Annotated in this window: 22 protein-coding genes; 10 read left to right on the forward strand and 12 right to left on the reverse strand. The window is 54.7% G+C overall.

The window, feature by feature from the left end; all coding sequences use genetic code 11:
* The first annotated feature begins 109 nt into the window (after positions 1-109).
* From aroP to QRN24_RS12055, 3 genes are all read left to right on the forward strand, one after another.
* On the forward strand, positions 110-1,480 hold the full coding sequence (gene aroP, locus QRN24_RS12045; protein WP_014168651.1) for an aromatic amino acid transporter AroP: 1,371 nt from the start codon (positions 110-112) through the stop codon (positions 1,478-1,480).
* Positions 1,481-1,644: 164 nt separating this feature from the next.
* Positions 1,645-3,042, forward strand: coding sequence for a glycoside-pentoside-hexuronide (GPH):cation symporter (locus tag QRN24_RS12050; RefSeq protein WP_014168649.1), 1,398 nt, complete (start codon positions 1,645-1,647; stop codon positions 3,040-3,042).
* A gap of 10 nt (positions 3,043-3,052) precedes the next feature.
* Complete coding sequence (locus QRN24_RS12055; protein WP_014168648.1) at positions 3,053-4,003, forward strand: glycoside hydrolase family 43 protein; 951 nt, start codon at positions 3,053-3,055, stop codon at positions 4,001-4,003.
* Between the two features lie 18 nt (positions 4,004-4,021).
* Here QRN24_RS12055 and ampE read toward each other — a convergent pair whose 3' ends face one another.
* Both ampE and ampD read right to left on the reverse strand, forming a co-directional pair.
* Positions 4,022-4,876, reverse strand: a complete 855-nt coding sequence (gene ampE, locus QRN24_RS12060; RefSeq protein WP_025205391.1) for a beta-lactamase regulator AmpE — start codon at positions 4,874-4,876, stop codon at positions 4,022-4,024.
* 9 nt (positions 4,877-4,885) lie between these two features.
* Positions 4,886-5,437 carry a 1,6-anhydro-N-acetylmuramyl-L-alanine amidase AmpD gene (gene ampD / locus QRN24_RS12065; RefSeq protein ID WP_020882585.1) on the reverse strand — a complete coding sequence of 184 codons (552 nt, stop codon included), beginning with the start codon at positions 5,435-5,437 and terminating at the stop codon, positions 4,886-4,888.
* 87 nt (positions 5,438-5,524) lie between these two features.
* Here ampD and nadC point away from each other — a divergent pair, with 87 nt between their 5' ends.
* The 4 genes from nadC to hofC all read left to right on the forward strand — a co-directional run bounded on the left by nadC (position 5,525) and on the right by hofC (position 9,596).
* Positions 5,525-6,418, forward strand: coding sequence for a carboxylating nicotinate-nucleotide diphosphorylase (gene nadC / locus QRN24_RS12070; RefSeq protein WP_020882584.1), 894 nt, complete (start codon positions 5,525-5,527; stop codon positions 6,416-6,418).
* 173 nt (positions 6,419-6,591) lie between these two features.
* Positions 6,592-7,029, forward strand: coding sequence for a prepilin peptidase-dependent pilin (ppdD, locus tag QRN24_RS12075; RefSeq protein WP_032681660.1), 438 nt, complete (start codon positions 6,592-6,594; stop codon positions 7,027-7,029).
* 10 nt (positions 7,030-7,039) lie between these two features.
* Positions 7,040-8,422, forward strand: a complete 1,383-nt coding sequence (gspE, locus tag QRN24_RS12080) for a type II secretion system protein GspE (RefSeq protein ID WP_284942825.1) — start codon at positions 7,040-7,042, stop codon at positions 8,420-8,422.
* The gene (gene hofC / locus QRN24_RS12085; protein WP_284942743.1) at positions 8,412-9,596 is read left to right on the forward strand and encodes a protein transport protein HofC; all 1,185 of its coding nucleotides are present in this window, start codon (positions 8,412-8,414) and stop codon (positions 9,594-9,596) included. Before gspE ends, hofC begins: the two co-directional genes overlap by 11 nt.
* 33 nt (positions 9,597-9,629) lie before the next feature.
* On the opposite strand, the gene QRN24_RS12090 is transcribed toward hofC, so the two are convergent.
* Positions 9,630-10,673, reverse strand: coding sequence for a GMP reductase (locus tag QRN24_RS12090; protein ID WP_032679625.1), 1,044 nt, complete (start codon positions 10,671-10,673; stop codon positions 9,630-9,632).
* 228 nt (positions 10,674-10,901) lie between these two features.
* On the opposite strand from QRN24_RS12090, the gene coaE reads away from it, so the two are divergent.
* Genes coaE through yacG form a run of 3 tightly spaced genes read left to right on the forward strand, consistent with a single transcriptional unit; the run spans position 10,902 to position 12,469 of the window.
* Positions 10,902-11,522, forward strand: a complete 621-nt coding sequence (gene coaE, locus QRN24_RS12095; RefSeq protein WP_182268205.1) for a dephospho-CoA kinase — start codon at positions 10,902-10,904, stop codon at positions 11,520-11,522.
* Positions 11,522-12,265 (forward strand): cell division protein ZapD, encoded by a 744-nt coding sequence (zapD, locus tag QRN24_RS12100; protein ID WP_014168639.1) that lies wholly within the window; start codon positions 11,522-11,524, stop codon positions 12,263-12,265. Before coaE ends, zapD begins: the two co-directional genes overlap by 1 nt.
* 9 nt (positions 12,266-12,274) lie before the next feature.
* Positions 12,275-12,469 carry a DNA gyrase inhibitor YacG gene (gene yacG / locus QRN24_RS12105; protein WP_020882580.1) on the forward strand — a complete coding sequence of 65 codons (195 nt, stop codon included), beginning with the start codon at positions 12,275-12,277 and terminating at the stop codon, positions 12,467-12,469.
* A gap of 1 nt (position 12,470) precedes the next feature.
* On the opposite strand, the gene mutT is transcribed toward yacG, so the two are convergent.
* The 9 genes from mutT to murC all read right to left on the reverse strand — a co-directional run bounded on the left by mutT (position 12,471) and on the right by murC (position 23,193).
* On the reverse strand, positions 12,471-12,863 hold the full coding sequence (gene mutT, locus QRN24_RS12110) for an 8-oxo-dGTP diphosphatase MutT (protein ID WP_014168637.1): 393 nt from the start codon (positions 12,861-12,863) through the stop codon (positions 12,471-12,473).
* 57 nt (positions 12,864-12,920) lie between these two features.
* On the reverse strand, positions 12,921-15,626 hold the full coding sequence (secA, locus tag QRN24_RS12115; RefSeq protein WP_014168636.1) for a preprotein translocase subunit SecA: 2,706 nt from the start codon (positions 15,624-15,626) through the stop codon (positions 12,921-12,923).
* Between the two features lie 60 nt (positions 15,627-15,686).
* A complete protein-coding gene (secM, locus tag QRN24_RS12120; protein WP_073970991.1) occupies positions 15,687-16,190 on the reverse strand; it encodes a secA translation cis-regulator SecM in 504 nt (167 codons plus the stop codon).
* A 283-nt stretch (positions 16,191-16,473) separates the two neighbouring features.
* On the reverse strand, positions 16,474-17,391 hold the full coding sequence (lpxC, locus tag QRN24_RS12125; RefSeq protein WP_014168633.1) for a UDP-3-O-acyl-N-acetylglucosamine deacetylase: 918 nt from the start codon (positions 17,389-17,391) through the stop codon (positions 16,474-16,476).
* A gap of 101 nt (positions 17,392-17,492) precedes the next feature.
* Positions 17,493-18,644, reverse strand: a complete 1,152-nt coding sequence (gene ftsZ, locus QRN24_RS12130; protein ID WP_008501978.1) for a cell division protein FtsZ — start codon at positions 18,642-18,644, stop codon at positions 17,493-17,495.
* 63 nt (positions 18,645-18,707) lie between these two features.
* Positions 18,708-19,964, reverse strand: coding sequence for a cell division protein FtsA (gene ftsA / locus QRN24_RS12135; protein WP_006173845.1), 1,257 nt, complete (start codon positions 19,962-19,964; stop codon positions 18,708-18,710).
* Positions 19,961-20,803, reverse strand: coding sequence for a cell division protein FtsQ (gene ftsQ, locus QRN24_RS12140; RefSeq protein WP_014168632.1), 843 nt, complete (start codon positions 20,801-20,803; stop codon positions 19,961-19,963). The genes ftsA and ftsQ overlap by 4 nt, the downstream gene beginning before the upstream one ends.
* 1 nt (position 20,804) lies before the next feature.
* The gene (locus tag QRN24_RS12145; RefSeq protein ID WP_020882578.1) at positions 20,805-21,725 is read right to left on the reverse strand and encodes a D-alanine--D-alanine ligase; all 921 of its coding nucleotides are present in this window, start codon (positions 21,723-21,725) and stop codon (positions 20,805-20,807) included.
* On the reverse strand, positions 21,718-23,193 hold the full coding sequence (gene murC, locus QRN24_RS12150; protein WP_014168630.1) for a UDP-N-acetylmuramate--L-alanine ligase: 1,476 nt from the start codon (positions 23,191-23,193) through the stop codon (positions 21,718-21,720). Before murC ends, QRN24_RS12145 begins: the two co-directional genes overlap by 8 nt.
* Between the last annotated feature and the right edge of the window lie 51 nt (positions 23,194-23,244).

The raw sequence follows: 23,244 nt of genomic DNA on the forward strand, positions 1-23,244 counted from the left end.
ATCTCCGCTTTTTTCGGTCTCATTGACTGTAAAGAAATAAATACAGAAAACGGATATTCATAATTACACACGCGTCGCGTGAACATAACAACCACACACGAGGTTTCAAATGGAAGCTCAACAGCACGGCGATCAGCTAAAGCGCGGTCTGAAGAACCGCCATATACAGCTAATCGCACTGGGCGGTGCTATTGGCACTGGACTGTTTCTGGGAAGTGCATCCGTTATCCAGTCTGCCGGTCCCGGCATTATTTTGGGTTACGCCATTGCCGGTTTTATCGCTTTTCTGATTATGCGCCAGTTAGGTGAAATGGTCGTTGAAGAGCCGGTTGCGGGCTCTTTCAGCCACTTTGCCTATAAGTACTGGGGCAGTTTCGCCGGTTTCGCGTCAGGCTGGAACTACTGGGTGTTGTACGTTCTGGTTGCCATGGCTGAACTGACCGCCGTCGGGAAATACATTCAATTCTGGTACCCGGAGATCCCCACCTGGGCTTCTGCTGCGGCCTTCTTCGTCATTATTAACGCCATCAACCTCACCAACGTTAAAGTCTTCGGTGAGATGGAGTTCTGGTTTGCCATCATCAAAGTGGTTGCCGTCGTGGCGATGATCATCTTTGGCGGCTGGCTGCTATTTAGCGGCAACGGTGGCCCGCAGGCCACGGTACGCAACCTCTGGGAACAGGGCGGCTTCCTGCCTCACGGCATGACGGGCCTCGTGATGATGATGGCAATCATTATGTTCTCCTTTGGTGGTCTGGAGCTGGTCGGCATCACCGCAGCTGAAGCTGACAACCCGGAACAGAGCATCCCGAAAGCGACCAACCAGGTTATCTACCGTATTCTGATTTTCTATGTGGGCTCACTGGCCGTTCTGCTCTCTCTGCTGCCGTGGACGCGCGTTACTGCAGACACCAGCCCGTTTGTCCTGATTTTCCACGAGCTGGGCGATACCGTCGTGGCGAATGCGCTCAACATCGTGGTGCTGACGGCGGCGCTGTCGGTCTATAACAGCTGCGTATACTGCAACAGCCGTATGCTGTTCGGCCTGGCCCAGCAGGGTAACGCGCCGAAGATGCTGCTCAACGTCGATAAGCGTGGCGTTCCGGTGAACACCATCATCGTTTCGGCGATCGTAACGGCGCTGTGTGTCCTGATTAACTATCTGGCACCGGAATCGGCGTTTGGCCTGCTGATGGCGCTGGTGGTCTCTGCCCTGGTTATCAACTGGGCGATGATCAGCCTGGCACACATCAAGTTCCGCCGTGCCAAGCATCAGCAGGGCGTGAAGACTCGCTTCCCTGCCCTGCTCTATCCGCTGGGCAACTGGATCTGCCTGCTGTTTATGGCGGGAGTGCTGGTCATCATGCTGCTGACCCCGGGTATGGCAATCTCGGTGTACCTGATCCCAGTCTGGGTTGCCGTTCTTGGTATCGGCTATCTGTTTAGCCAGAAAAGCCGCAACGCCCTGAAAGCTCACTAAGTCTCCCCCGCGGTATCTGCGTTTTGCAGGTACCGCGTGTTGTTACCTCCCTCACAGTTTCACGCCAACAGCGCATTTATCCATATCACCGCCCTGATACTGCAACGCATATATTCGTTTGCCAGCAAATAATTCTCTCCATACCGTAACCCGGAGAGCAGTCTATGGATAACGCAAAACTGTCAGTAAAAGAAAAGATCGGCTATGGGATGGGCGATGCAGGTTGCAACATCATCTTTGGCGCCATCATGTTGTTTGTTAATTATTTTTATACCGATATTTTTGGTCTGGCGCCTGCACTGGTCGGCGTACTGCTGCTGTCTGTCCGCGTAATTGATGCCGTAACGGATCCGATTATGGGGGCCATCGCCGACCGTACCCGCAGTAAATATGGCCGGTTTCGTCCATGGCTGCTGTGGATAGCCTTTCCCTATGCGCTGTTCAGCATCCTGATGTTCACCACACCAGAGTGGAGCTACAACAGCAAAGTTATCTATGCCTTCGTCACCTATTTCCTGCTCTCTTTAACCTATACGGCAATCAACATTCCTTATTGCTCGTTAGGCGGCGTGATTACCAACGATCCGCAGGAACGTGTTGCCTGCCAATCCTATCGCTTTGTGCTGGTAGGTATCGCCACGCTGCTGCTGTCGCTGACGCTGTTACCGATGGCCGACTGGTTTGGTGGCGACAACAAAGCCAAAGGCTACCAGATGGCAATGACCGTGCTGGCGCTGATTGGTACCGGTATGTTTCTGTTCTGCTTCTATACCGTTCGCGAGCGTGTACGCCCGGCGGTACAGACTCATGACGAGCTGAAAAACGACCTGAAAGACGTGTGGAAGAACGACCAGTGGGTGCGCATTCTGCTGCTAACCCTGTGCAACGTGTGCCCGGGCTTTATCCGCATGGCGGCCACGATGTACTACGTGACCTGGGTTATGGGCCAGAGTACTCATTTCGCCACGCTGTTTATCAGCCTGGGCGTGGTTGGCATGATGCTCGGCAGTATGCTGGCGAAAGTCCTCACCGACCGCTGGTGTAAGCTGAAAGTGTTCTTCTGGACCAACATCGTGCTGGCGATTTTCTCCTGCGCCTTCTATTTCTTCGATCCGAAAGCCACGGTCACCATTGTGGTGCTCTACTTCCTGCTGAACATCCTGCACCAGATCCCGTCTCCGCTGCACTGGTCGCTGATGGCCGACGTCGATGACTACGGTGAGTGGAAAACCGGTAAGCGCATCACCGGGATCAGCTTCTCCGGTAACATCTTCTTCCTCAAACTGGGGCTGGCGATTGCCGGTGCGATGGTTGGTTTCCTGCTCTCCTGGTACGGTTATGACGCGGGGGCGAAAGCGCAAAGTCCGGATGCCATCAACGGCATTGTATTGCTGTTTACCGTGATTCCGGGCGTCGGGTATCTCATTACCGCAGGCGTGGTACGCCTGCTGAAGGTTGACCGCGAAACGATGAAGCAGATCCAGGAAGACCTCGAGAAGCGTCGCAACAATTATCGCGAGCTGAATAATTATCAGGAACTCAAAGCCGCTGAGACGAAATAAGGAAAGCCGAATGCACACCTGGCCAAACCCGTTTATTGAACAACGTGCCGACCCCTATATTCTGCACCACGAGGGGCTGTACTACTTTATCGCCTCCGTGCCGCAGTACGACAGGCTCGAGATCCGCCGCGCCGACTCGCTGGAAGGACTACGCGATGCCGAAGAGGTCGTGGTCTGGCGTAAACCGGAGACCGGGCCGATGAGCCAGCTGATCTGGGCACCGGAACTGCACCACATTGACGGTAAGTGGTATATCTATTTTGCCGCCACCCATACCCAGGCGCTGGACAGCCTCGGGATGTTCCAGCACCGTATGTTTGCGCTGGAGTGTGCGGACCACGATCCCCTCACCGGGACGTGGATCGAGAAAGGCCAGATTACCACCCCGTTCGACACCTTCGCACTGGACGCCACCACGTTCGTCCATCAGGGAAAACGCTGGTATTTGTGGGCACAAAAAGCCCCGGATATCGCCGGAAACTCCAACCTCTATCTGTGCGAAATGGCGAATCCGTGGACGCTTAAAGGCGAGCCGGTGATGCTCAGTAAACCGGAGTATGACTGGGAATGCCGCGGATTTTGGGTCAACGAAGGTCCGGCAGTGCTGTTTCACGAAGATAAGCTGTTTATCAGCTACTCCGCCAGCGCCACGGATGAGAACTATTGCATGGGGTTACTGTGGATAGACATGAATGCCGATCCGCAAAATCCGGCGAACTGGCATAAAGCGTCGCGTCCGGTTTTCCGAACCAGCGTCGAGAATCGTCAGTTTGGGCCCGGGCATAACAGCTTTACGCAAACGCCGGAGGGAGAAGACGTGCTGGTCTACCACGCGCGAAACTACACCGAGATTGAAGGCGATCCGCTCTATGACCCGAATCGTCACACGCGTCTGAAACACGTGCGCTGGGACGAAAATGGGATGCCTGACTTTGGCATCCCGCCTGCTGATACGCTCTGACCGGTACGGCGCGCTGGCTTAGACCAGCGTGCCGTAAATGGTCAGCAACGCCACGACCACGACCACCACAAACGACGTTTTCTTCGCCATGGAGACAGCCGCTTTCGGCGTTTCAATCTTGTCGGTATGCGGCTCACGCGCCAGCGAGAACTGCGCCAGACGTGTTAACACCTGATACTGAGACGTGTGGCGGTCGGCAAGCGAAGCAAACCATGCCGGCAGCGCTTTTTCACCGTGGCCAATTAACGCATAAACGACGCCCACCAGACGTACCGGGAGCCAGTCCAGCACATGCAGAATGGCATCGATTCCCGACAATAAACGTTCATGCGGGGTAAGGTAACGGGCAAGCCAGGTCTGCCAGGCGCGCAGAAACGCATAGCCCATCAGCAGTACCGGCCCCCACGGGCCGCCCACCACAAACCAGAACAGCGGTGCCAGGTAGTAACGGAAGTTGATCCACAGCAGCGCATTTTGCAGTTCGCGCAAAAATTCACGCTCATCGCAATCCGGCGGCACGCCGTGGATCATCGTCAGCTCGCTCGCCATGGCGCCCCGCGCATGGGCATCGTCACGGGATGCGGCTTTCAGATAGGCGTGGTAGTGCATACGCACCTTGCCCGCGCCAATACAGAGCACGCCGAGCAGGATCCACACCACCAGCAGCGGCACGTTGAAAAAGAGGCCGTAAAGCGAACGCAGCAGTAAAAATGTTATAACCATCACGCCAGCGGTCATCAGCAGCGTGCGCAGCATGGAAAAATGTTTAATCCGGCGGAAAAGCACCTCCAGCCGGTGATCCAGATGCCAGTGCTCACCGAGTTTGAACAGGCGTTCAGCGATGATAACCAGCAGCATGGTAAACAACGTCATGTTATCTCCTTATTCTGACGACGCGGTAAGCAAGGCGCGAAACCGGGGCCAGTCAAAAGCCGGGCCGGGATCGGTTTTTCTCGCCGGAGCAATATCGCTGTGTCCCGTAATATTCCCGGCTATCGCGGGATAGAGCCCGATCAGCGTTTGGGTTACAGCCACCAACTGTTGATACTGTGAATCGGTGTAGGGGGTGGTGTCAGTGCCTTCCAGCTCAATCCCGATGGAAAAATCATTGCAGCGGTCGCGTCCCTGGTACATCGACACGCCGGCATGCCAGGCACGCTTATCAAAAGGGACGTACTGAACCACTTCGCCGTCGCGACGGATCAGACAGTGAGCCGACACGCGCAGATGCGCAATCTCAGCAAAGAAAGGATGGGCATCAGGATCCAGGTTCCCCGTGAATAATGCGTCGATCCACGGGCCGCCAAACTCACCCGGCGGGAGACTGATATTATGAACAACCAGCAGTGTGGGCTTTTCATCCTCCGGGCGGCAGTCGTGGTGCGGCGAGGGCACATGCCGCGCATCCACCAGCCATCCGTTTTCTAACAACATGCTGGAACTCCTTATGTATGGTGCTGTTACTCGGTTCAGAGTAGCATGTTTCAATATTATGATTCGTTACCAATTTGGAGTTTTATCATGCCGCCTCGCCGTTACAACCCCGACAACCGACGTGAAGCGCTTCTGGAACGTATTAATATGGATATTCCGGCAAGCGTTGCCCATGCCCTGAAAGAAGATCTGGGCGGTGACGTCAGCGCCGACAGGGATATTACCGCACAATTATTGCCAAAAGAGACTCGCTCACATGCGGTCATTATTACGCGCGAAGAGGGTATTTTTTGCGGTAAGCGTTGGGTTGAAGAGGTCTTTACCCAACTGGCAGGCGATGAGGTGCAGATCACCTGGCATGTCGACGACGGTGATGCGATTACGGCAAATCAGCCGCTGTTCGAACTTGATGGACCTTCCCGTGTACTGCTGACCGGCGAACGAACCGCGCTGAACTTCGTGCAGACGTTGTCCGGTGTGGCAAGCGAAGTACGTCGCTACGTTGACCTGCTGGCGGGTACCCGCACGCAGTTGCTGGATACCCGCAAAACGCTACCGGGTCTGCGCACTGCGTTGAAATACGCGGTGCTCTGTGGCGGCGGTGCAAACCATCGTCTGGGGTTGTCTGACGCGTTCCTGATTAAAGAGAACCATATCATTGCCTCGGGATCCGTGCGTCAGGCGGTCGAAAAAGCCTTCTGGCTGCATCCGGATGTGCCCGTCGAAGTGGAAGTCGAAAACCTGGAGGAGCTGGAGCAGGCTATCAAGGCCGGCGCCGATATCATCATGCTTGATAACTTCGAAACCGAGCAGATGCGCGAGGCGGTAAAACTGACCAACGGCAAAGCCCAGCTTGAAGTATCCGGCAACGTGACGTTTGATACGATCCGTGAATTCGCCGAGACCGGCGTTGATTTTATCTCCGTTGGGGCGCTGACCAAGCACGTTCGCGCCCTCGACCTCTCGATGCGCTTCAAATAATGACCCTCCCCTCTCGTTGCGGAGAGGGGAAATTCACTCCCGCTCGCAAAACCATTGCCCTACCCTGCAACACGTCACGAATTCCCTGAAAGCCCCTTCACGTTCCTTTTTTTGCCCCTCGTTTCTGCGCTGTCTCACTGCCAGAGTAGCCCTACTTAACGTAAGGAGCAGACATGGACAGACAACAAGGATTCACACTCATTGAGCTGATGGTGGTGATCGGCATTATTGCCATTCTGAGCGCCATCGGCGTTCCCGCGTACCAGAACTACCTGCGAAAAGCAGCGTTGACCGATATGCTGCAAACCTTCATTCCCTACCGCACCGCCATTGAGCTTTGCGCCCTGGATCACGGCGGCGTGGAGAGCTGTGACGGAGGCAGTAATGGCATCCCGTCCCCCACCACTACCCGCTACGTTTCAGGCATGAACGTGGCGAAAGGCGTCGTGACCTTAACCGGCCAGGAGAGCCTTAACGGGCTGGAGGTGGTCATGACGCCACAATGGAATAATGGCAACGGCATGACGGGGTGGACGCGTGACTGCAACATCGGTACCGACAGCGCGCTCAAGCAGGCCTGTGAAGACGTTTTCCGCTTCGACACCCACTGAGGAGCGGATGATGAATACCGATCAGCTTGTCGCACTTTGTCTGCGTCACCATGCCCTTCTGCTGAGCAGCGATAGCGACATGATTAGCATTGCCGTCGTGGGAAACCCCGGCCCTGAACTGATGGAAGCCCTGCGTTTCGCTACCCAGAAACGGATTGATATCGAGTGCTGGAGCGCCGAGCGCATGGAAAAGCACCGGCAGTTAACCACACAAACGCATCTGCCCGTCGTTACGCCGACACACTCAGCGGTGGATATTCTTAACCACACGCTGCAGCAGGCGATAAACCAACGCGCTTCTGATATTCATATTGAACCGATGGAGCAGACTTGCCAGATTCGCCTGCGCATCGACGGCGTGCTTTGCCCGCAGCCCCCACTTTCAGCCGCGCTGGCCACCATGCTCAGCGCCCGGTTAAAAGTGCTGGGTAACCTCGATATTGCGGAGCGCCGCTTACCGCAGGACGGTCAGTTTACGATTGAGCTGGCAAACGAGCCGGTCTCATTTCGCATCGCCACGCTTCCCTGCAGCGGGGGTGAAAAAATTGTACTGCGCCTGCTGCATCAGGTTCAGCAATCTCTTGAGCCGGAAACGTTGGGGATGAATGCTAAACAGCTGGCCGGCTTTAGCGAAGTGCTCCACCAGCCGCAGGGGCTGATTCTGGTTACCGGCCCCACTGGCAGCGGTAAAACCGTGACGCTGTATAGCGCGCTGCAGGCTCGAAACACGCCGGATGTGAACATCTGCAGCGTGGAAGACCCGATAGAGATCCCGCTTGCAGGATTAAACCAGACGCAGATAAACCCGCGTGCGGGCCTCACCTTCCAGACGGTGCTGAGAGCGCTGCTACGTCAGGATCCTGACATCATTATGGTCGGCGAAATTCGTGATGGCGAAACGGCAGAGATTGCCATTAATGCCGCACAAACCGGGCATCTGGTGTTGTCGACGCTACACACCAACTCGACGGCGGAAACCCTGATCCGCCTGCAGCAGATGGGGGTGCCGCGATGGATGATCTCTTCCGCCCTCTCGCTGGTCATCGCCCAGCGGCTGGTGCGCCGTTTATGCCCCCATTGCCGCCAGGAAACCGACAAGCGGGCAGAACTGCCTCGCTCCGTTTGGCCCCGTCCGCTACCGCGCTGGCAACCCACCGGCTGTGAGCGCTGTTATCATGGTTTTTACGGTCGCGTCGCCATTTTTGAAGTGCTCGTCATTGACCAGACACTCCGGCAGGCCATTGCCAGCGGAGCGGGGTCAGAGGTGATTGAGGCCAGCGCCCGTCAGGCAGGAATGACATCCCTTTTCGAACATGGCTGTATGGCTGTTGAACAGGGACTGACCACGCTCGAAGAGTTGCTGCGTATCCTGGGAATGCCCGATGGCTGCTAATCACCTCTGGCGCTGGCATGCGCTATCCGTTGAAGGAGAGCCCCGAAGCGGGGCTCTGTGGGCAACTGACCGCAATGCGGCTTTCGACAGGCTGATGCGCAAAGCGCTGCATCCTCTGACAATCACCCGCTGCACGCAGAGGTATCGCTGGCGACCACATCACCGCTACGAGGTATTTCGCCAGCTCGCCACGCTTTTGCAGGCGGGCCTGACACTGTCTGACAGCCTGCAGATGCTGGCGGACCAGCATCCGATAACGCCCTGGCAGGCACTCCTGCAAAGCCTTGCCGATGAGCTGAGTGAAGGATGCCCTTTTTCTGAGGCGCTGAAGCGCTGGCCCGCGGTATTTAGCCCACTGTATGTGTCGATGGTGAAGACCGGCGAGCTAACCGGGAAGCTGGAGACGTGCTGCCGTGAACTTGCCCAGCAACAAAAATCACAGCAGCAACTCAGTGCGAAAGTGAAAAAGGCACTGCGTTACCCGATGATAATCCTGGCTCTGGCGGTACTCGTGGTGCTGGCCATGATCACTCTGGTCTTGCCCGAATTCGCCGCCATCTACAAAACGTTTAATACCCCGCTCCCGATGCTGACACAAATAGTCATGGGAATGGCAACGTTTATACAGTCCTATGCCCTCGTGCTGTTCGCGGGGCTACTCCTTCCTGTGAGCATCGCCTGGGCTTGGCGGCAGGATCCACGCTGGCAACACGTACTGCTGCATATCCCCGTCATGGGTGCACTGGCTAAAGGACAAAAGCTGGGGCAAATTTTTACCGTGCTGTCGCTCACGCAGCAGGCGGGCATCGCTTTTTTAAAGGGTCTGGAGAGTGCAGAAGAGACGGTTGAGAGCAGGTACTGGCAGGGGATACTCCGCGCCATCCGGGAAGACGTTGAAAAGGGTTATCCCCTTTGGGCATCCTTTCAAAAGGCGGCGGTTTTTACTCCGCTGTGTATTCAGCTATTACGAACCGGTGAAACGTCAGGTGCGCTCGATATCATACTGGTAAACCTGGCGCGTCACCACACGGAGCAAACCTTTCAGTCAGCAGATAACCTGGCTGCCGTGCTGGAGCCTGTGCTGCTGATCGTGACGGGTGTGATTATCGGCACGCTGGTGGTGGCAATGTATCTGCCTATCTTCCATCTCGGGGATGCGATGAGTGCGGGATAACGCTGGCACACGGATGCGCGCCAGCTTACGCGATTACAGGCTATTGAAAACGCGGTTTTCCTGTTCCTGAACGCGGATAAAGGTCGTGCGTTTCGTCAACTCTTTCAGGCGGGATGCCCCCACATAGGTGCAGGCCGAACGCAGGCCACCAAGAATGTCACGTGCGGTATTCTCAACCGGGCCGCGCAGCGGCAGCTTCACGGTTTTGCCTTCTGCCGCACGGTATTTTGCAACGCCACCCACGTGACGGGTCATCGCCGATTCAGAGCTCATACCGTAGAACAGCATAAATTTCTCGCCGTTCTCTTCCACCACGGTACCGCCACTCTCTTCATGACCTGCCAGCATACCGCCAAGCATCACGAAGTCTGCTCCGCCGCCGAAAGCTTTCGCGACATCACCCGGGGTAGTACAACCACCGTCACTGATGATCTGGCCGCCCAGGCCGTGCGCAGCATCGGCACATTCAATAACCGCAGAAAGCTGCGGATAACCGACACCGGTTTTCACACGCGTGGTGCACACGGAACCCGGGCCAATGCCCACTTTGACGATATCTGCGCCAGAGAGGATCAGCTCCTCACACATCTCGCCGGTCACTACGTTACCCGCAATGATGGTTTTGTTCGGCCAGGCTTCACGCGCCTTGCTCACGAACTGCACGAAGTGTTCGGAATAACCATTCGCTACATCAATACAGACGAAGTTCAGCGCGGGGTTACTCTTGAGGATTTGTTTGGTCTTTTCGAAATCGGTATCTGAGGTTCCGGTAGAGACCATCACATGCTTCACGACCTCAGCAGAAGCGGATGCCACAAAGGCGTTCCACTCTTCAGGGCTGTAGTGTTTGTGAACTGCCGTGAGGATGTCGAACTGTGCCAGCGCGGTTGCCATCTCGAAGGTTCCCACGGTATCCATATTGGCAGCGATGATCGGCACGCCAGACCAGGTCTGACCGGAATGTTTAAAGGTGAATTGACGTTCGAGTTCAACGTCTGAGCGACTTTTCAGTGTAGAGCGTTTAGGGCGGATAAGAACGTCTTTGAAACCTAACTTCAGATCTTCTTCGATACGCATGTGCGGATTCCTGGGGTTAGAGGCAAATATGTTAAAAGCACAACTCCAGTGACGTTATCATACGCACTAATACCTGCTCCGCAAGACTGCGAAATTCTCTTTTTTTACGCTACAATCCTATAAATTTACCTGGTAAAAAGCCGGTAAAGAGAGCTAAACATTGGCTGGCACACGTTTGAATTTCAACCAACTGATTTTAATAATGAATAATTCCCAGGATTTGATTTAATGGGGTATACCGTCGCATTAACCGGCGGCATCGGTAGTGGCAAAAGTACCGTTGCGGACGCTTTCGCTCGCCTGGGTATCGCGATTATCGATGCCGATATCATTGCCCGTCAGGTGGTAGAACCGAATACACCCGCGTTAAAGGCCATTGAAGAACATTTTGGCCCGGCCATCATCAATGCGGACGGCACGCTAAATCGCCGGCAGCTTCGCGAATGCATTTTTTCCGATTCTGAGGAAAAGGTCTGGCTTAATGCCCTGCTCCACCCCATTATCCACCAGGAAACCCAGCGTCAGATTGCCGCCGCCCGCTCACCGTATGTGCTGTGGGTAGTTCCGTTGCTGGTAGAAAATCAGCTGCAGAAGAAAGCCGATCGGGTTCTGGTCATTGATGTCCTCCCCGAAACGCAAATCCAGCGAACCATGACGCGCGATCGCGTCTCGCGCGAACATGCCGAACAAATTCTTGCCGCTCAGGCCACGCGCGATCAGCGCCTGGCCGTTGCGGATGATGTTATTGATAATAACGGCGCACCAGATGCCATTGCATCGGATGTTGCCCGTCTGCACGCGCAGTATTTGACCTTCGCCGCGCAGGCCGTTGCACAGGAAAAACCATAATGTCGACTCACATCCTTTTTGAGCATCCGCTTAACGAAAAAATGCGTACCTGGCTGCGTATCGAATTTCTTATTCAACAACTCTCGCAACATCTGCCTGTCAACGATCACGCCACTGCGTTGCACTTCTTCCGCAATGTGGGCGACCTGCTGGATGTGATTGAGCGTGGAGATGTTCGCACCGAATTACTGAAAGAACTCGAGCGTCAGCAGCGTAAACTGCAGGCATGGGCGGAAGTCCCGGGTGTTGATCAAAGCCGTATCGATTCCCTGCGTCAGCAGTTAAAAAGCAGTAGCAGCACGTTAATGGCTGCCCCTCGCGTTGGCCAGTTTTTGCGTGAAGATCGCTTGATTGCCCTGGTACGCCAGCGCCTGAGTATTCCCGGTGGATGCTGCAGCTTTGACCTGCCGACGCTTCATATGTGGCTGCACATGCCGCAAACGCAGCGTGATGCGCAGGTGAATATCTGGCTGGAAAGCCTGGAGCCGATGCACCGGACGTTATCGCTGATCCTCGATCTTATCCGTAACTCTGCGCCGTTCCGCAAGCAGACCAGCCTGAACGGTTTTTACCAGGATAACGGGGACGATGCCGATCTGCTGCGACTGAACCTTTCGCTCGACGTGCAGCTTTACCCGCAAATTTCCGGGCATAAGAGCCGTTTTGCGATTCGCTTTATGCCGCTGGACAGTGAAAATGGCACCGTGCCGGAACGGCTCGATTTTGAACTGGCCTGTTGTTAAGGAGTGCCAATGTCTGACGTAACCATCGTAAACTGCCCAACCTGTGGCAAAAGTGTTGTCTGGGGCGAAGTGAGCCCATACCGCCCATTCTGCTGTAAACGCTGTCAGTTAATTGACCTGGGCGAATGGGCGGCGGAAGAGAAACGCATTCCGAGTGAAGGCACTCTTTCGGACAGCGATGACTGGAGTGAAGAACAGCAGTAAATTAAACGCCCTGCACTAACCGGGTAATCACAGGCTCATTTGCCGGCGGGAATTTGTCGGCATCGCTTGCCTGCAGTTCAACCCAGTTACCCGGTTGCCCCTCTTTGCCCCAGGGATCCCCCTCCCAGTTTTCCACCAGCCAGAACCAAAGTGTAATGTGACGATCGGGAAACTGGTATTCGAGCTTGTCAAACAGCGTTGCGCCAAGCGGGGTGATCCCCACTTCTTCCTGAAGCTCACGGATCAGCGCCTGTTCCGGCGTTTCGCCTGACTCGATTTTCCCGCCCGGAAACTCCCATTTGTTCGCCATATGGGCGTCGGCGGCGCGCTGGGTGATAAAGAACTGGTTTTGCGGGTTGCGAATAATCCCGACGGCAATTTGCAGTATTTTCATATTGTCGCTTCCATAAAAAAGGCGCAGATTTCTGCGCCTTTTTGTTTTGTTATGAATTTAGCTCAGACGACCGTGGCACGCCTTGTATTTTTTACCGGAACCACACGGGCACGGATCGTTGCGGCCAACTTTACGATCGCCAGTCTGGGCCGCGATCGCTGCCGCAGCTTCGCTCTCGTCAGTCTGGTGGCTCAGCTGCTGCATCTGTGCCAGACGCTCAGCTTCTTCACGGCGCTGTTGCTCCATTGCTTCCACTTCTTCCGGCATGCGTACCTGAACTTTGCTCAGGGTGCTGATCACTTCATACTTCAGTGACTCCAGCATGGACGCAAACATGGCGAAGGATTCACGCTTGTACTCCTGCTTCGGATCTTTCTGCGCGTAACCACGCAGGTGGATACCCTGACGCAGGTAGTCCATCGCCGCCAGGTGCTCTTTCCACAGGGAGTCCAGCGTTTGCAGCATCACGCCTTTTTCGAAGTGACGCATCATCTCAGCGCCAACGACTTCTTCCTTACGCTTGTATACGTCCAGCGCGGTTTCGAAAATACGTTCACGCAGGGTCTCTTCGTGCAGCTCAGGCTCTTTGTCCAGCCACTCTTTGATTGGCAGTTCGAGGTCGAAGTCGTTTTTCAGGCGTTCCTGCAGACCTTCGATATCCCACATTTCTTCCAGAGACTGCGGTGGAATATGCGCGTCGATAGTCGCTTTGAATACGTCTTCGCGAATGCTGTTGATGGTGTCGCTCACGTCGGACACGTCCAGCAGTTCGTTACGCTGGGTATAGATGGCACGACGCTGGTCGTTGGCCACATCATCATATTCCAGCAGCTGCTTACGAATATCGAAGTTGCGGCTTTCCACTTTACGCTGGGCGTTAGCAATCGCTTTGGTGACCCACGGGTGTTCAATGGCTTCGCCAGGTTTCATACCCAGTTTACGCATCATGCCGGAAACACGGTCGGAGGCGAAAATACGCATCAGCGCATCTTCCATAGACAGGTAGAAGCGGGAAGAACCGGCATCACCCTGACGACCCGCACGGCCGCGCAGCTGGTTATCGATACGACGAGATTCGTGACGTTCGGTACCAATGATATGCAAACCACCGGATGCCAGCACCGCGTCATGGCGTACCTGCCAGTCCGCTTTAATCTGAGCAATCTGCTCCGGCGTTGGGTTTTCCAGCTCGGCAATCTCTGCCTGCCAGCTACCACCCAGCATAATGTCGGTACCACGACCCGCCATGTTGGTGGCGATTGTTACCGCTGCCGGGTAACCCGCCTGCGCAACGATATCCGCCTCTTTGGCGTGGAATTTCGCGTTAAGAACGTTGTGTTTGATGCCCGCTTTGGTCAACTCATTGGAAACCACTTCGGATTTCTCGATGGAGATTGTCCCCACCAGCACCGGCTGGCCATTAGCGGTACGATCGCGAATATCTTCAATGATCGCCTGAATTTTTTCCGCTTCGGTCATGTACACCAGGTCCGGCATATCCTTACGGATCATTGGACGGTTGGTTGGAACGACCACGGTATCCAGTTTGTAGATGGAGCTGAATTCAAATGCTTCGGTATCTGCAGTACCGGTCATCCCCGCCAGCTTCTCGTACAAACGGAAGTAGTTCTGGAAGGTAATAGAGGCCAGCGTCTGGTTTTCATTTTGAATATCAACGCCTTCTTTGGCCTCAACGGCCTGGTGCAGACCGTCAGACCAGCGACGTCCCTGCATGGTACGGCCGGTGTGCTCATCAACGATGATAACTTCACCGTCTTTCACGATGTAGTCGACATCGCGGGTGAACAGCGCATGGGCACGCAGCGCGGCAGTAACGTGGTGCATCAGCATAATGTTCGTCGGAGAGTACAGAGACTCGCCCTCTTCCATGATGCCTTCAGCCACCAGCAGCTCTTCAATTTTCACCAGACCGCGTTCGGTCAGGTTCACCTGGCGCGCTTTTTCATCGACAGAGAAGTGGCCTTCACCCTGGAAGGTGTCGGAATCTTCTTTCTCCTGACGCAGCAGGTGCGGAATGATTTTATCGACTTTACGGTACATCTCGGAGCTGTCTTCGGCCGGGCCGGAGATGATCAGCGGGGTACGCGCTTCATCGATCAGGATGGAGTCCACCTCATCCACCAGCGCATAGTGCAGTTTACGCTGCACGCGCTCTTCAGGGCTAAACGCCATGTTGTCACGCAGGTAGTCGAAGCCGTATTCGTTGTTGGTACCGTAGGTGATATCCGCGTTATAGGCTTCACGTTTGGCGGGTGCCGGCAGACCGGACATGTTGATGCCAACGGTCATGCCCAGGAATTCGAACAGGGGACGGTTGTTTTCAGCATCACGCTGTGCCAGATAGTCGTTGACGGTAACGACGTGAACGCCCTTACCGGTCAGTGCGTTCAGGTAGGCGGGCAGCGTTGCGGTCAGGGTTTTACCTTCACCGGTACGCATTTCCGCGATGCAGCGCTCGTTAAGCACCATACCACCCAGCAGCTGAACGTCGAAGTGACGCATGCCAAACACACGTTTACTGGCCTCACGCACAACGGCGAAGGCTTCAGGGATCAGGCTTTCCAGCGTTTCGCCTTTTTCAAGACGCGCGCGGAATTCTACGGTTTTCGCTTTCAGCTCGTCATCAGAGAGCTTCTCCATCGCCGGCTCCATGCCATTGATGACGGTAACAGCTTTGCGCATACGGCGCAGGGTACGATCGTTACGACTACCAAAAACTTTTGTTAACAATTTGATTAGCATAATAAGTTCTCAAACGCCCCAGGTTGGGCAGATAAATTAAGGTATTGAAAAAAGGTTAATTTAGCTGAGGCGTTGAGGCCCGGCGCGGATGCCGTGGGCCTGGCTAATCCATGTCGAAACGGAGAAGCTCGCAGGAGGAACGTGCGCGATTTGCGTGGTCTGACGCACCATGACGGGTGGCTGACTGTCCTGCGTAAGCAGCGCGTTAAGCGTGTCCAGCAGAGCAAGATGCTGCGCCTGTACCGGCAGCGTCTCTTCAGCAACAGGCAGTGCCTGCGGAGCCATCGCAAATGACAGATGACGAATAACGGTACGGATCGCATGCTGGTGCCAGTAATCCACCGAGAAATTCGGGCGGCGATTGGCTTCAAGCCACGCCAGGTTAGTAAAATTAACCCGCGTGTTGAGATCGTGTTTGGTTGTGGAGGTCTTCGTCGGCGTCGCCGCTTCCGCACTGTTGCTGAGCGCAGGCAAGCCGAAACTCGCCGCGACCATCCCTAATAAGAGATGCGGCCAGAAGTAACGTCTGCCAAATTGTCGCCAGCGCGTCAGTATTCCGCTCACTTGCTCCACCACATTAAGCCAGCCTTCAACAGGCTGAATTCAATTATTCTTTTAAGCGCCCAGATATTACCACTAAAGCCAATACACAGCAGCAGGAATGACGTATTGCTGCGGGGAAAAACGGTCAAGAATGCAGCTAACGCACAGATTTTCTGCACCGGGCAAACGAGAAGTGACGCTGGGGCAAATAAATGAAGAGGGGTAAAAATAAAAACGACTGGTCTCCCTGGTCGGAGAGAGTACCAGGTTAACCAGTCGATTTTTTACGAAACGGCTTTAACCGTTACGCCAGTACCGTGTTTGGTGCTTTGAAGGCCAGCGGCAGCTCAGCTTCGTCTTCAAAGGTCACATATTCCCAGGCTTCCTGTTTTGCCAGGACTGCCTGCAACAGTTTGTTGTTCAGTGCATGACCGGATTTAAACGCGGTAAATGCACCAATGATGTTGTGACCACACATAAACAGGTCGCCGATAGCATCCAGCATTTTGTGACGAACGAATTCATCTTCAAAACGCAGACCGTCTTCGTTCAGTACGCGATAATCGTCAACAACGATGGCACAATCGAAGCTGCCGCCCAGGCACAAGCCGCGGGACTGCAGATATTCGATATCACGCATGAAGCCAAACGTACGGGCACGGCTGATCTGGCGCATAAACGCATCAGCAGAGAAGTTCATCGCATAGCGTTGGGTGCTGGCATCAATCGCCGGATGGTTAAAATCGATGGTAAAGTCCAACGAGAAACCATTGTACGGTTTGAATTCAGCCCATTTGTCGCCATCTTCGACGCGAACGGTCTCTTTGATACGAACGAATTTTTTCGCGCAGTTCAGTTCTTCGATGCCGGCATCCAGCAACAGATAGACGAACGGAGCAGCACTACCATCCATGATCGGGATTTCTGGCGCATCGACTTCAACCATAATGTTGTCGATACCCAGACCCGCCAGGGCGGCGTTCAGGTGCTCTACGGTAGAAATCCGCACGTCATGCTCGTTCACCAGACAAGTACAGAGCATAGTATCACGCACAGATTTGGCATCGGCCGGAAAGTCTACCGGTGGATTCAAGTCGGTGCGACGATAGATGACCCCGGTATTGGCCGGCGCAGGGCGTAACGTCAGTGTGACTTTCTTGCCGGTATGTAAACCGACACCAGTCGCCTGAACGATACGTTTAAGTGTCCTTTGTTTGATCATCGTATAATCTCGCCAAATTAACTATCCAACCGAAAGTGTATATCACTGACGGTGGGCCAGTTTAGCACAAAGAGCGAAAATCCCCAAATTCCAGCCAATTCTTAGTCAGCTTGCTTGCGCAGGAACGCCGGGATATCCAGATAATCTGGTTCTTTCGCCGTTTGCGGAGTGGGGTCGTTAACCACTTTCGCGGCCGGTTTCTGCTCCTGAGTCAGAGGAGACATACCGTGCTGCTGGTAACGATCCATAACCGGCTGCTGAGTCTGTTTGTTGGTCACCAGGGTGATCTCAGGACGCTTGTCCATACCGATACCGGTAGCAACAACAGTAACACGCAGCTCGTCGTTCATTTCCGGGTCAAGGGAAGTACCGATTACCACGGTAGCGTTGTCAGAGGCGAACGCACGGATAGTGTTACCCACGGTTTCAAACTCATCCAGACGCAGGTCGAAGCCAGCGGTAATGTTGACCAGCACGCCGCGCGCACCAGACAGGTCGATATCTTCCAGCAGTGGAGAAGAGATAGCCATTTCAGCCGCTTCTTCTGCACGGTCTTCACCGCTTGCCACGCCAGAGCCCATCATCGCGTAGCCCATTTCGGACATCACGGTACGAACGTCTGCAAAGTCAACGTTCATCAGACCAGGACGGGTAATCAGTTCAGCGATACCCTGCACCGCGCCTTTCAGCACGTCGTTGGCTGCGCCAAAAGCGTCCAGCAGAGAGATACCGCGACCCAGAACTTTCAACAGTTTGTCGTTCGGGATGGTAATCAACGAGTCCACGTGCTTGGACAGTTCAGTGATACCCTGCTCCGCGAAAGCCATACGCTTCTTGCCTTCAAAGTTGAAAGGCTTGGTCACGACAGCAACGGTCAGGATACCTAAATCTTTCGCTACTTCAGCCACAACAGGTGCTGCGCCGGTACCCGTACCGCCACCCATACCCGCTGCGATAAAGACCATGTCCGCACCTTCCAGTGCAGCGCGCAGGGCCTCACGATCTTCTTCAGCCGCATTACGACCGACTTCCGGGTTAGCCCCAGCGCCCAGCCCTTTGGTGATGCCACCGCCGATCTGGATAGTCTGGCCTACAGCCGTCTTACGCAGTGCCTGTGCATCGGTGTTAACTGCAAAGAACTCAACACCTTCAATGCGTTCACGCACCATATGCTCTACGGCGTTACCGCCGCCGCCACCGACGCCGATGACTTTAATCACCGCGTCGTTGGTCAGTTCCATAGGTTCAAACATAATTTCTCTCTCCGTTGTGCCTGTCGCCCGAGACCGCTAATTCTCTCCGGTCTCTTAAAAAAATTAAAACTCTTTTCGCAACCAGTTGTTCAGTCGTTTGACCCACGACCCAACTGAGACGCGTTTTTCCACTTCTGCTTCACCACTGAGATGAGATTCTTTCCCGTAGTGGAGCAGGCCCACGGCCGTTGAATAGTACGGCTCCTGAGCATAATCCGTTAAACCGGTGATATTCAGCGGAGCACCGATACGCACTTGCGTATGGAACACGCGCTGAGCGCAGGCCGCAAGACCTTCAATTTGCGCTGCCCCGCCGGTTAATACAATCCCCGCTGCAAGATGATGTTTCACGCCCTGCTGGCGAAGCTGTTCCTGTAACTGCAAAATCTCTTCGTTGACCAGGTTAAGCAGCTCGGTATAACGCGGCTCAATGACCTCTGCCAACGTCTGGCGCTGCAGGCTGCGCGGTGGACGTCCGCCCACGCTCGGCACTTCAACGCTCTCATCTTTGCCAACGATAGACCCCAGCGCACAGCCGTGGCGTACTTTAATCGCTTCTGCATCACTCGGGGGCGTACCAAAAGCGTAAGCAATATCGCTGGTCACAACGTTCCCGGCATACGGGATCACTTTGGTGTGGCGCAGCGCACCGCCGGTATACACGGCCATGTCCATTGTACCACCACCAATATCGACCACACAGACACCCAGTTCACGTTCATCTTCGGTCAGCACGGAATAGCTCGCTGCAAGACCGGCGAAAATGAGTTGGTCAACTTTCAGGCCACAACGTTCAACGGCTTTTACAATGTTCTTCGCCATATCGTTGTGACATGTGATCAAGTGCACTTTTGCCTGCATACGTACGCCGGAGAGACCGACCGGGTTTTTGATCCCTTCCTGGTAGTCAATCGCATACTCCTGCGGGATCACGTGCAGCACGCGATGCTCATCGCGAACGCGCACGGATTTCGCCGTATGCACAACGTTTTCAACGTCTTCCTGCGTCACTTCTTCTTCGGAAATCGGCACCATGCCGATTTCGTTCTGGCAGCTAATGTGCTTACCCGAAAGCGCCAGATAAACAGAGGAAATCTGGCAATCTGCCATCAATTCAGCCTGATCGATGGCGCGCTGTACGCACTTCACCACCGACTCAAGATCGTTAACCCCACCTTTATCCATACCACGGGACGGGCAACTGCCCACGCCAATGATATTGACCATACCGTCGGGCAGAACTTCCCCTACTAAAGCGGCAACCTTCGCGGTGCCAATCTCCAGTCCAACTACCAGTTTTCTGTCCGTCGCCTTGATCATTGTTGTTCTGCCTGTACCTGTGCCTGATTCTGTTGCTGATTAGGTTCCTCGACCGGAGCCGGTTCCCAACCGACTGCTGCGCCTGAGTCATAGCGCAAATCAACGTAGCTTATCCGTTTGCCGTCAGTCTGTGCCTGCTGCTGTAAAACCGGGTAAAGTTCTACAAATCGCGCCAGACGTTTCATTGTGTCCCCGCGACCCAGGTTGAGCTTAATGCCATTCGTTAACGTCAGTTGCCAGGAGCGGCGCGCCGTCATTGCAGCATCTTTTAGCGTAAACCTGTCCTTCGCCAGCACCTGCCCCATTTCACGAAAACCTTGTAACACTTCGTTTTCGCTACCTTCCGGGCCATACAACATCGGTAAATTTTGCTTGTTGACACGATCGGCCGGAACGCTGAAGGAATTTCCGTCTACGTCAACCATGTGCTGATCATTCCAACGCGCAATGGGCACATATTCAACCAGATGAATCTTCAATTCATCAGGCCATTGCTTTCTGACACTCGCCTGTTTTATCCATGGCAGACGTTCAATCTGACTCTGGATAATATTGACGTCCTGCGTCATAAAGGTGCCAGGCGATCCCAGCGCCAGAATTGTCTGGCGAATGTCATCGTTACGGGTGTAATGACGCTCACCGGTGACCACCAGCTTCGAAAGCGGCAACCGTTGCGCATCTTCCATCCAGCCCAGAACCATCCAGCCGCTGATAAACACGGTGCACAGCACCCCGAGCAGGAAAATAATACCTGCAAGACGCGTTCCATTACTCCGGCGTGAAGAAGAGTATTCTTCTTCGTCATCGCGGTTGCGCGTGTTCAATGCAGCCTGAGACATATCAGCCCGCCTGGTCCAGAATACGTACGACTAATTGCGAGAAGCTCATCCCCGCCTGACGCGCTGCCATCGGCACAAGGCTGTGGCTGGTCATTCCCGGAGAAGTATTTGCTTCCAGCAGATAAAATTGTCCATCACTGTCGAGCATCACGTCGATGCGGCCCCATCCACGGCAACCCAGAACATGCCAGGCTTTAACCACCAGGGACTGTAAATCGGTTTCACGCTCAGCTTCAAGACCACTTGGGCAGAAATATTGCGTCTCATCAGAGAGATACTTCGCCTCATAATCATAGAAGGTTCCGGCCGGTTGGATACGAATTGACGGTAAAATTTCTTCGCCAAGCATCGCGACGGTAAATTCCGGCCCGCTGAGCCATTTTTCAATCAGAACTTCTTCATCATGTTGAAATGCCAGGGCTAAAGCGGAAGATAAATCCTCAGCTTTCTCAACTTTGGACATGCCAACGCTCGACCCTTCGCGGCTGGGCTTTACAATAACCGGTAAGCCCAGCTCAGCAATGCGTGCATTAACGCTATCGGAGAGGCCCATTTCAAATTCGCGACGCGTCAGGGCAACCCAGGGGGCAACGGGTAAACCCGCGCCCTGCCACAGCAGTTTGCTGCGCAGTTTATCCATAGAAATGGCGGAGGCCATCACACCGCTGCCGGTGTACGGCATGCCGGTGAGTTCCAGCAGCCCCTGAAGGGTGCCGTCTTCGCCACCACGGCCATGTAACGCGATAAAGACTTTATCGAAGCCCATCGCCTTTAACTGGGTTACGTCAGTCTCTTTCGGATCGACCAGGTGCGCATCCACACCACCTTCACGCAGGCCCGCCAGTACCGCGGCACCTGAATTCAGGGAAACTTCGCGCTCGGCGGATGTGCCGCCAGACAGGACAGCAATCTTATCAGCCATGATGCTCATCCTCCTGAGTTTGCGGCTTCAGTTTGATTTCAGCTAAGGTACGGGCGATTTTGCCGATATTTCCCGCGCCCTGAATCAGAATTAGATCGTTGCCGGTCAGCACCGGGGCCAGAATTTCAGCCACCTGGGCAGGATCGGAAACCAAAATAGGGTCTACTTTACCGCGTCCGCGGATGGTACGACATAAAGAACGGCTGTCTGCACCAGGAATAGGAGTTTCGCCCGCTGCATAAACATCCAGCATCAGGAGCGTATCCACCTGTGACAGGACGCTGGCGAAATCGTCATACAGATCACGGGTACGCGTGAAACGGTGCGGCTGGAAGATCATGACCAGATTTTTTTCTGGCCAGCCTGCACGCGCGGCTTTGATCGTCGCGTCCACTTCCGTCGGATGGTGACCGTAGTCATCAACCAGCATGGCAGTACCGGGTTTACCGTTCACCGCCTCCAGCGGATATTCACCGAGGAAGTCGAAGCGACGCCCGGTTCCCTGGAAGCTTTCCAGTGCACGAAGAATGGCTTCGTCATCAATGCCTTCTTCTGTCGCCACGGCCACTGCCGCTGCGGCATTCAGGGCGTTGTGACGCCCTGGTGCATTCAGGGTGACATGCAGCAGTTCTTTGTCCTGACGCGCCAGGGTGAAATGCCCCTGCGCACCCAGCTGTTTGTAATCTTCCACGCGGACATCAGCGTCTTCGCTGAAGCCGTAAGTCGTGATTTGACGTCCGACGCGCGGCAACAGCTCGCGAATCACCGGATCGTCTACACACATTACCGCGCGTCCATAGAACGGCAGGTTGTGCAGGAAATTAATAAAGGTCTGCTTTAAGTTCTCGAAGTCGCCCTGGTAAGTATCCATATGGTCGGCTTCGATATTGGTGACGATGGCGACCATCGGCTGCAGATGCAGGAACGACGCATCGCTCTCATCCGCTTCGGCAATTAAATAACGGCTGTGTCCGAGACGCGCATGTACGCCTGCCGCTTTTACCAGACCACCATTGACGAACGTCGGGTCGAGGCCCGCTTCCGCATAAATGCTGGAGACCATCGCCGTGGTGGTGGTTTTGCCGTGGGTTCCGGCAATCGCAATGCCATGTCGAAAACGCATCAACTCCGCCAGCATTTCCGCACGGCGGATCACCGGAATACGTGCTTCGTGCGCGGCCACGATTTCCGGGTTATCAGAGGAGATGGCGCTCGACACGACCACGACGCTCGCATCGCGCACGTTTTCCGGGCGATGATTGAAATAGATAGTCGCCCCAAGCGACGCCAGCTGCTGCGTAACAGGGTTTGGCGCCAGGTCAGACCCGCTGATCTGATAGCCTTCGTTAGCTAACACTTCGGCAATACCGCCCATGCCAGCACCACCGATGCCAACAAAGTGAATGTGCCGGACGCGACGCATCTCGGGCACGATAGAACGCAGTTTTGCCAGTTGTTGTGTATTCATTCTCTAAACGCCATCGACTACTTAAAAAATTCGTGCAGCGCAACACGCGCT

This window comes from Enterobacter sp. MEB024, assembly GCF_030209635.1.
Taxonomy (GTDB): Bacteria; Pseudomonadota; Gammaproteobacteria; order Enterobacterales; family Enterobacteriaceae; genus Enterobacter; species Enterobacter ludwigii.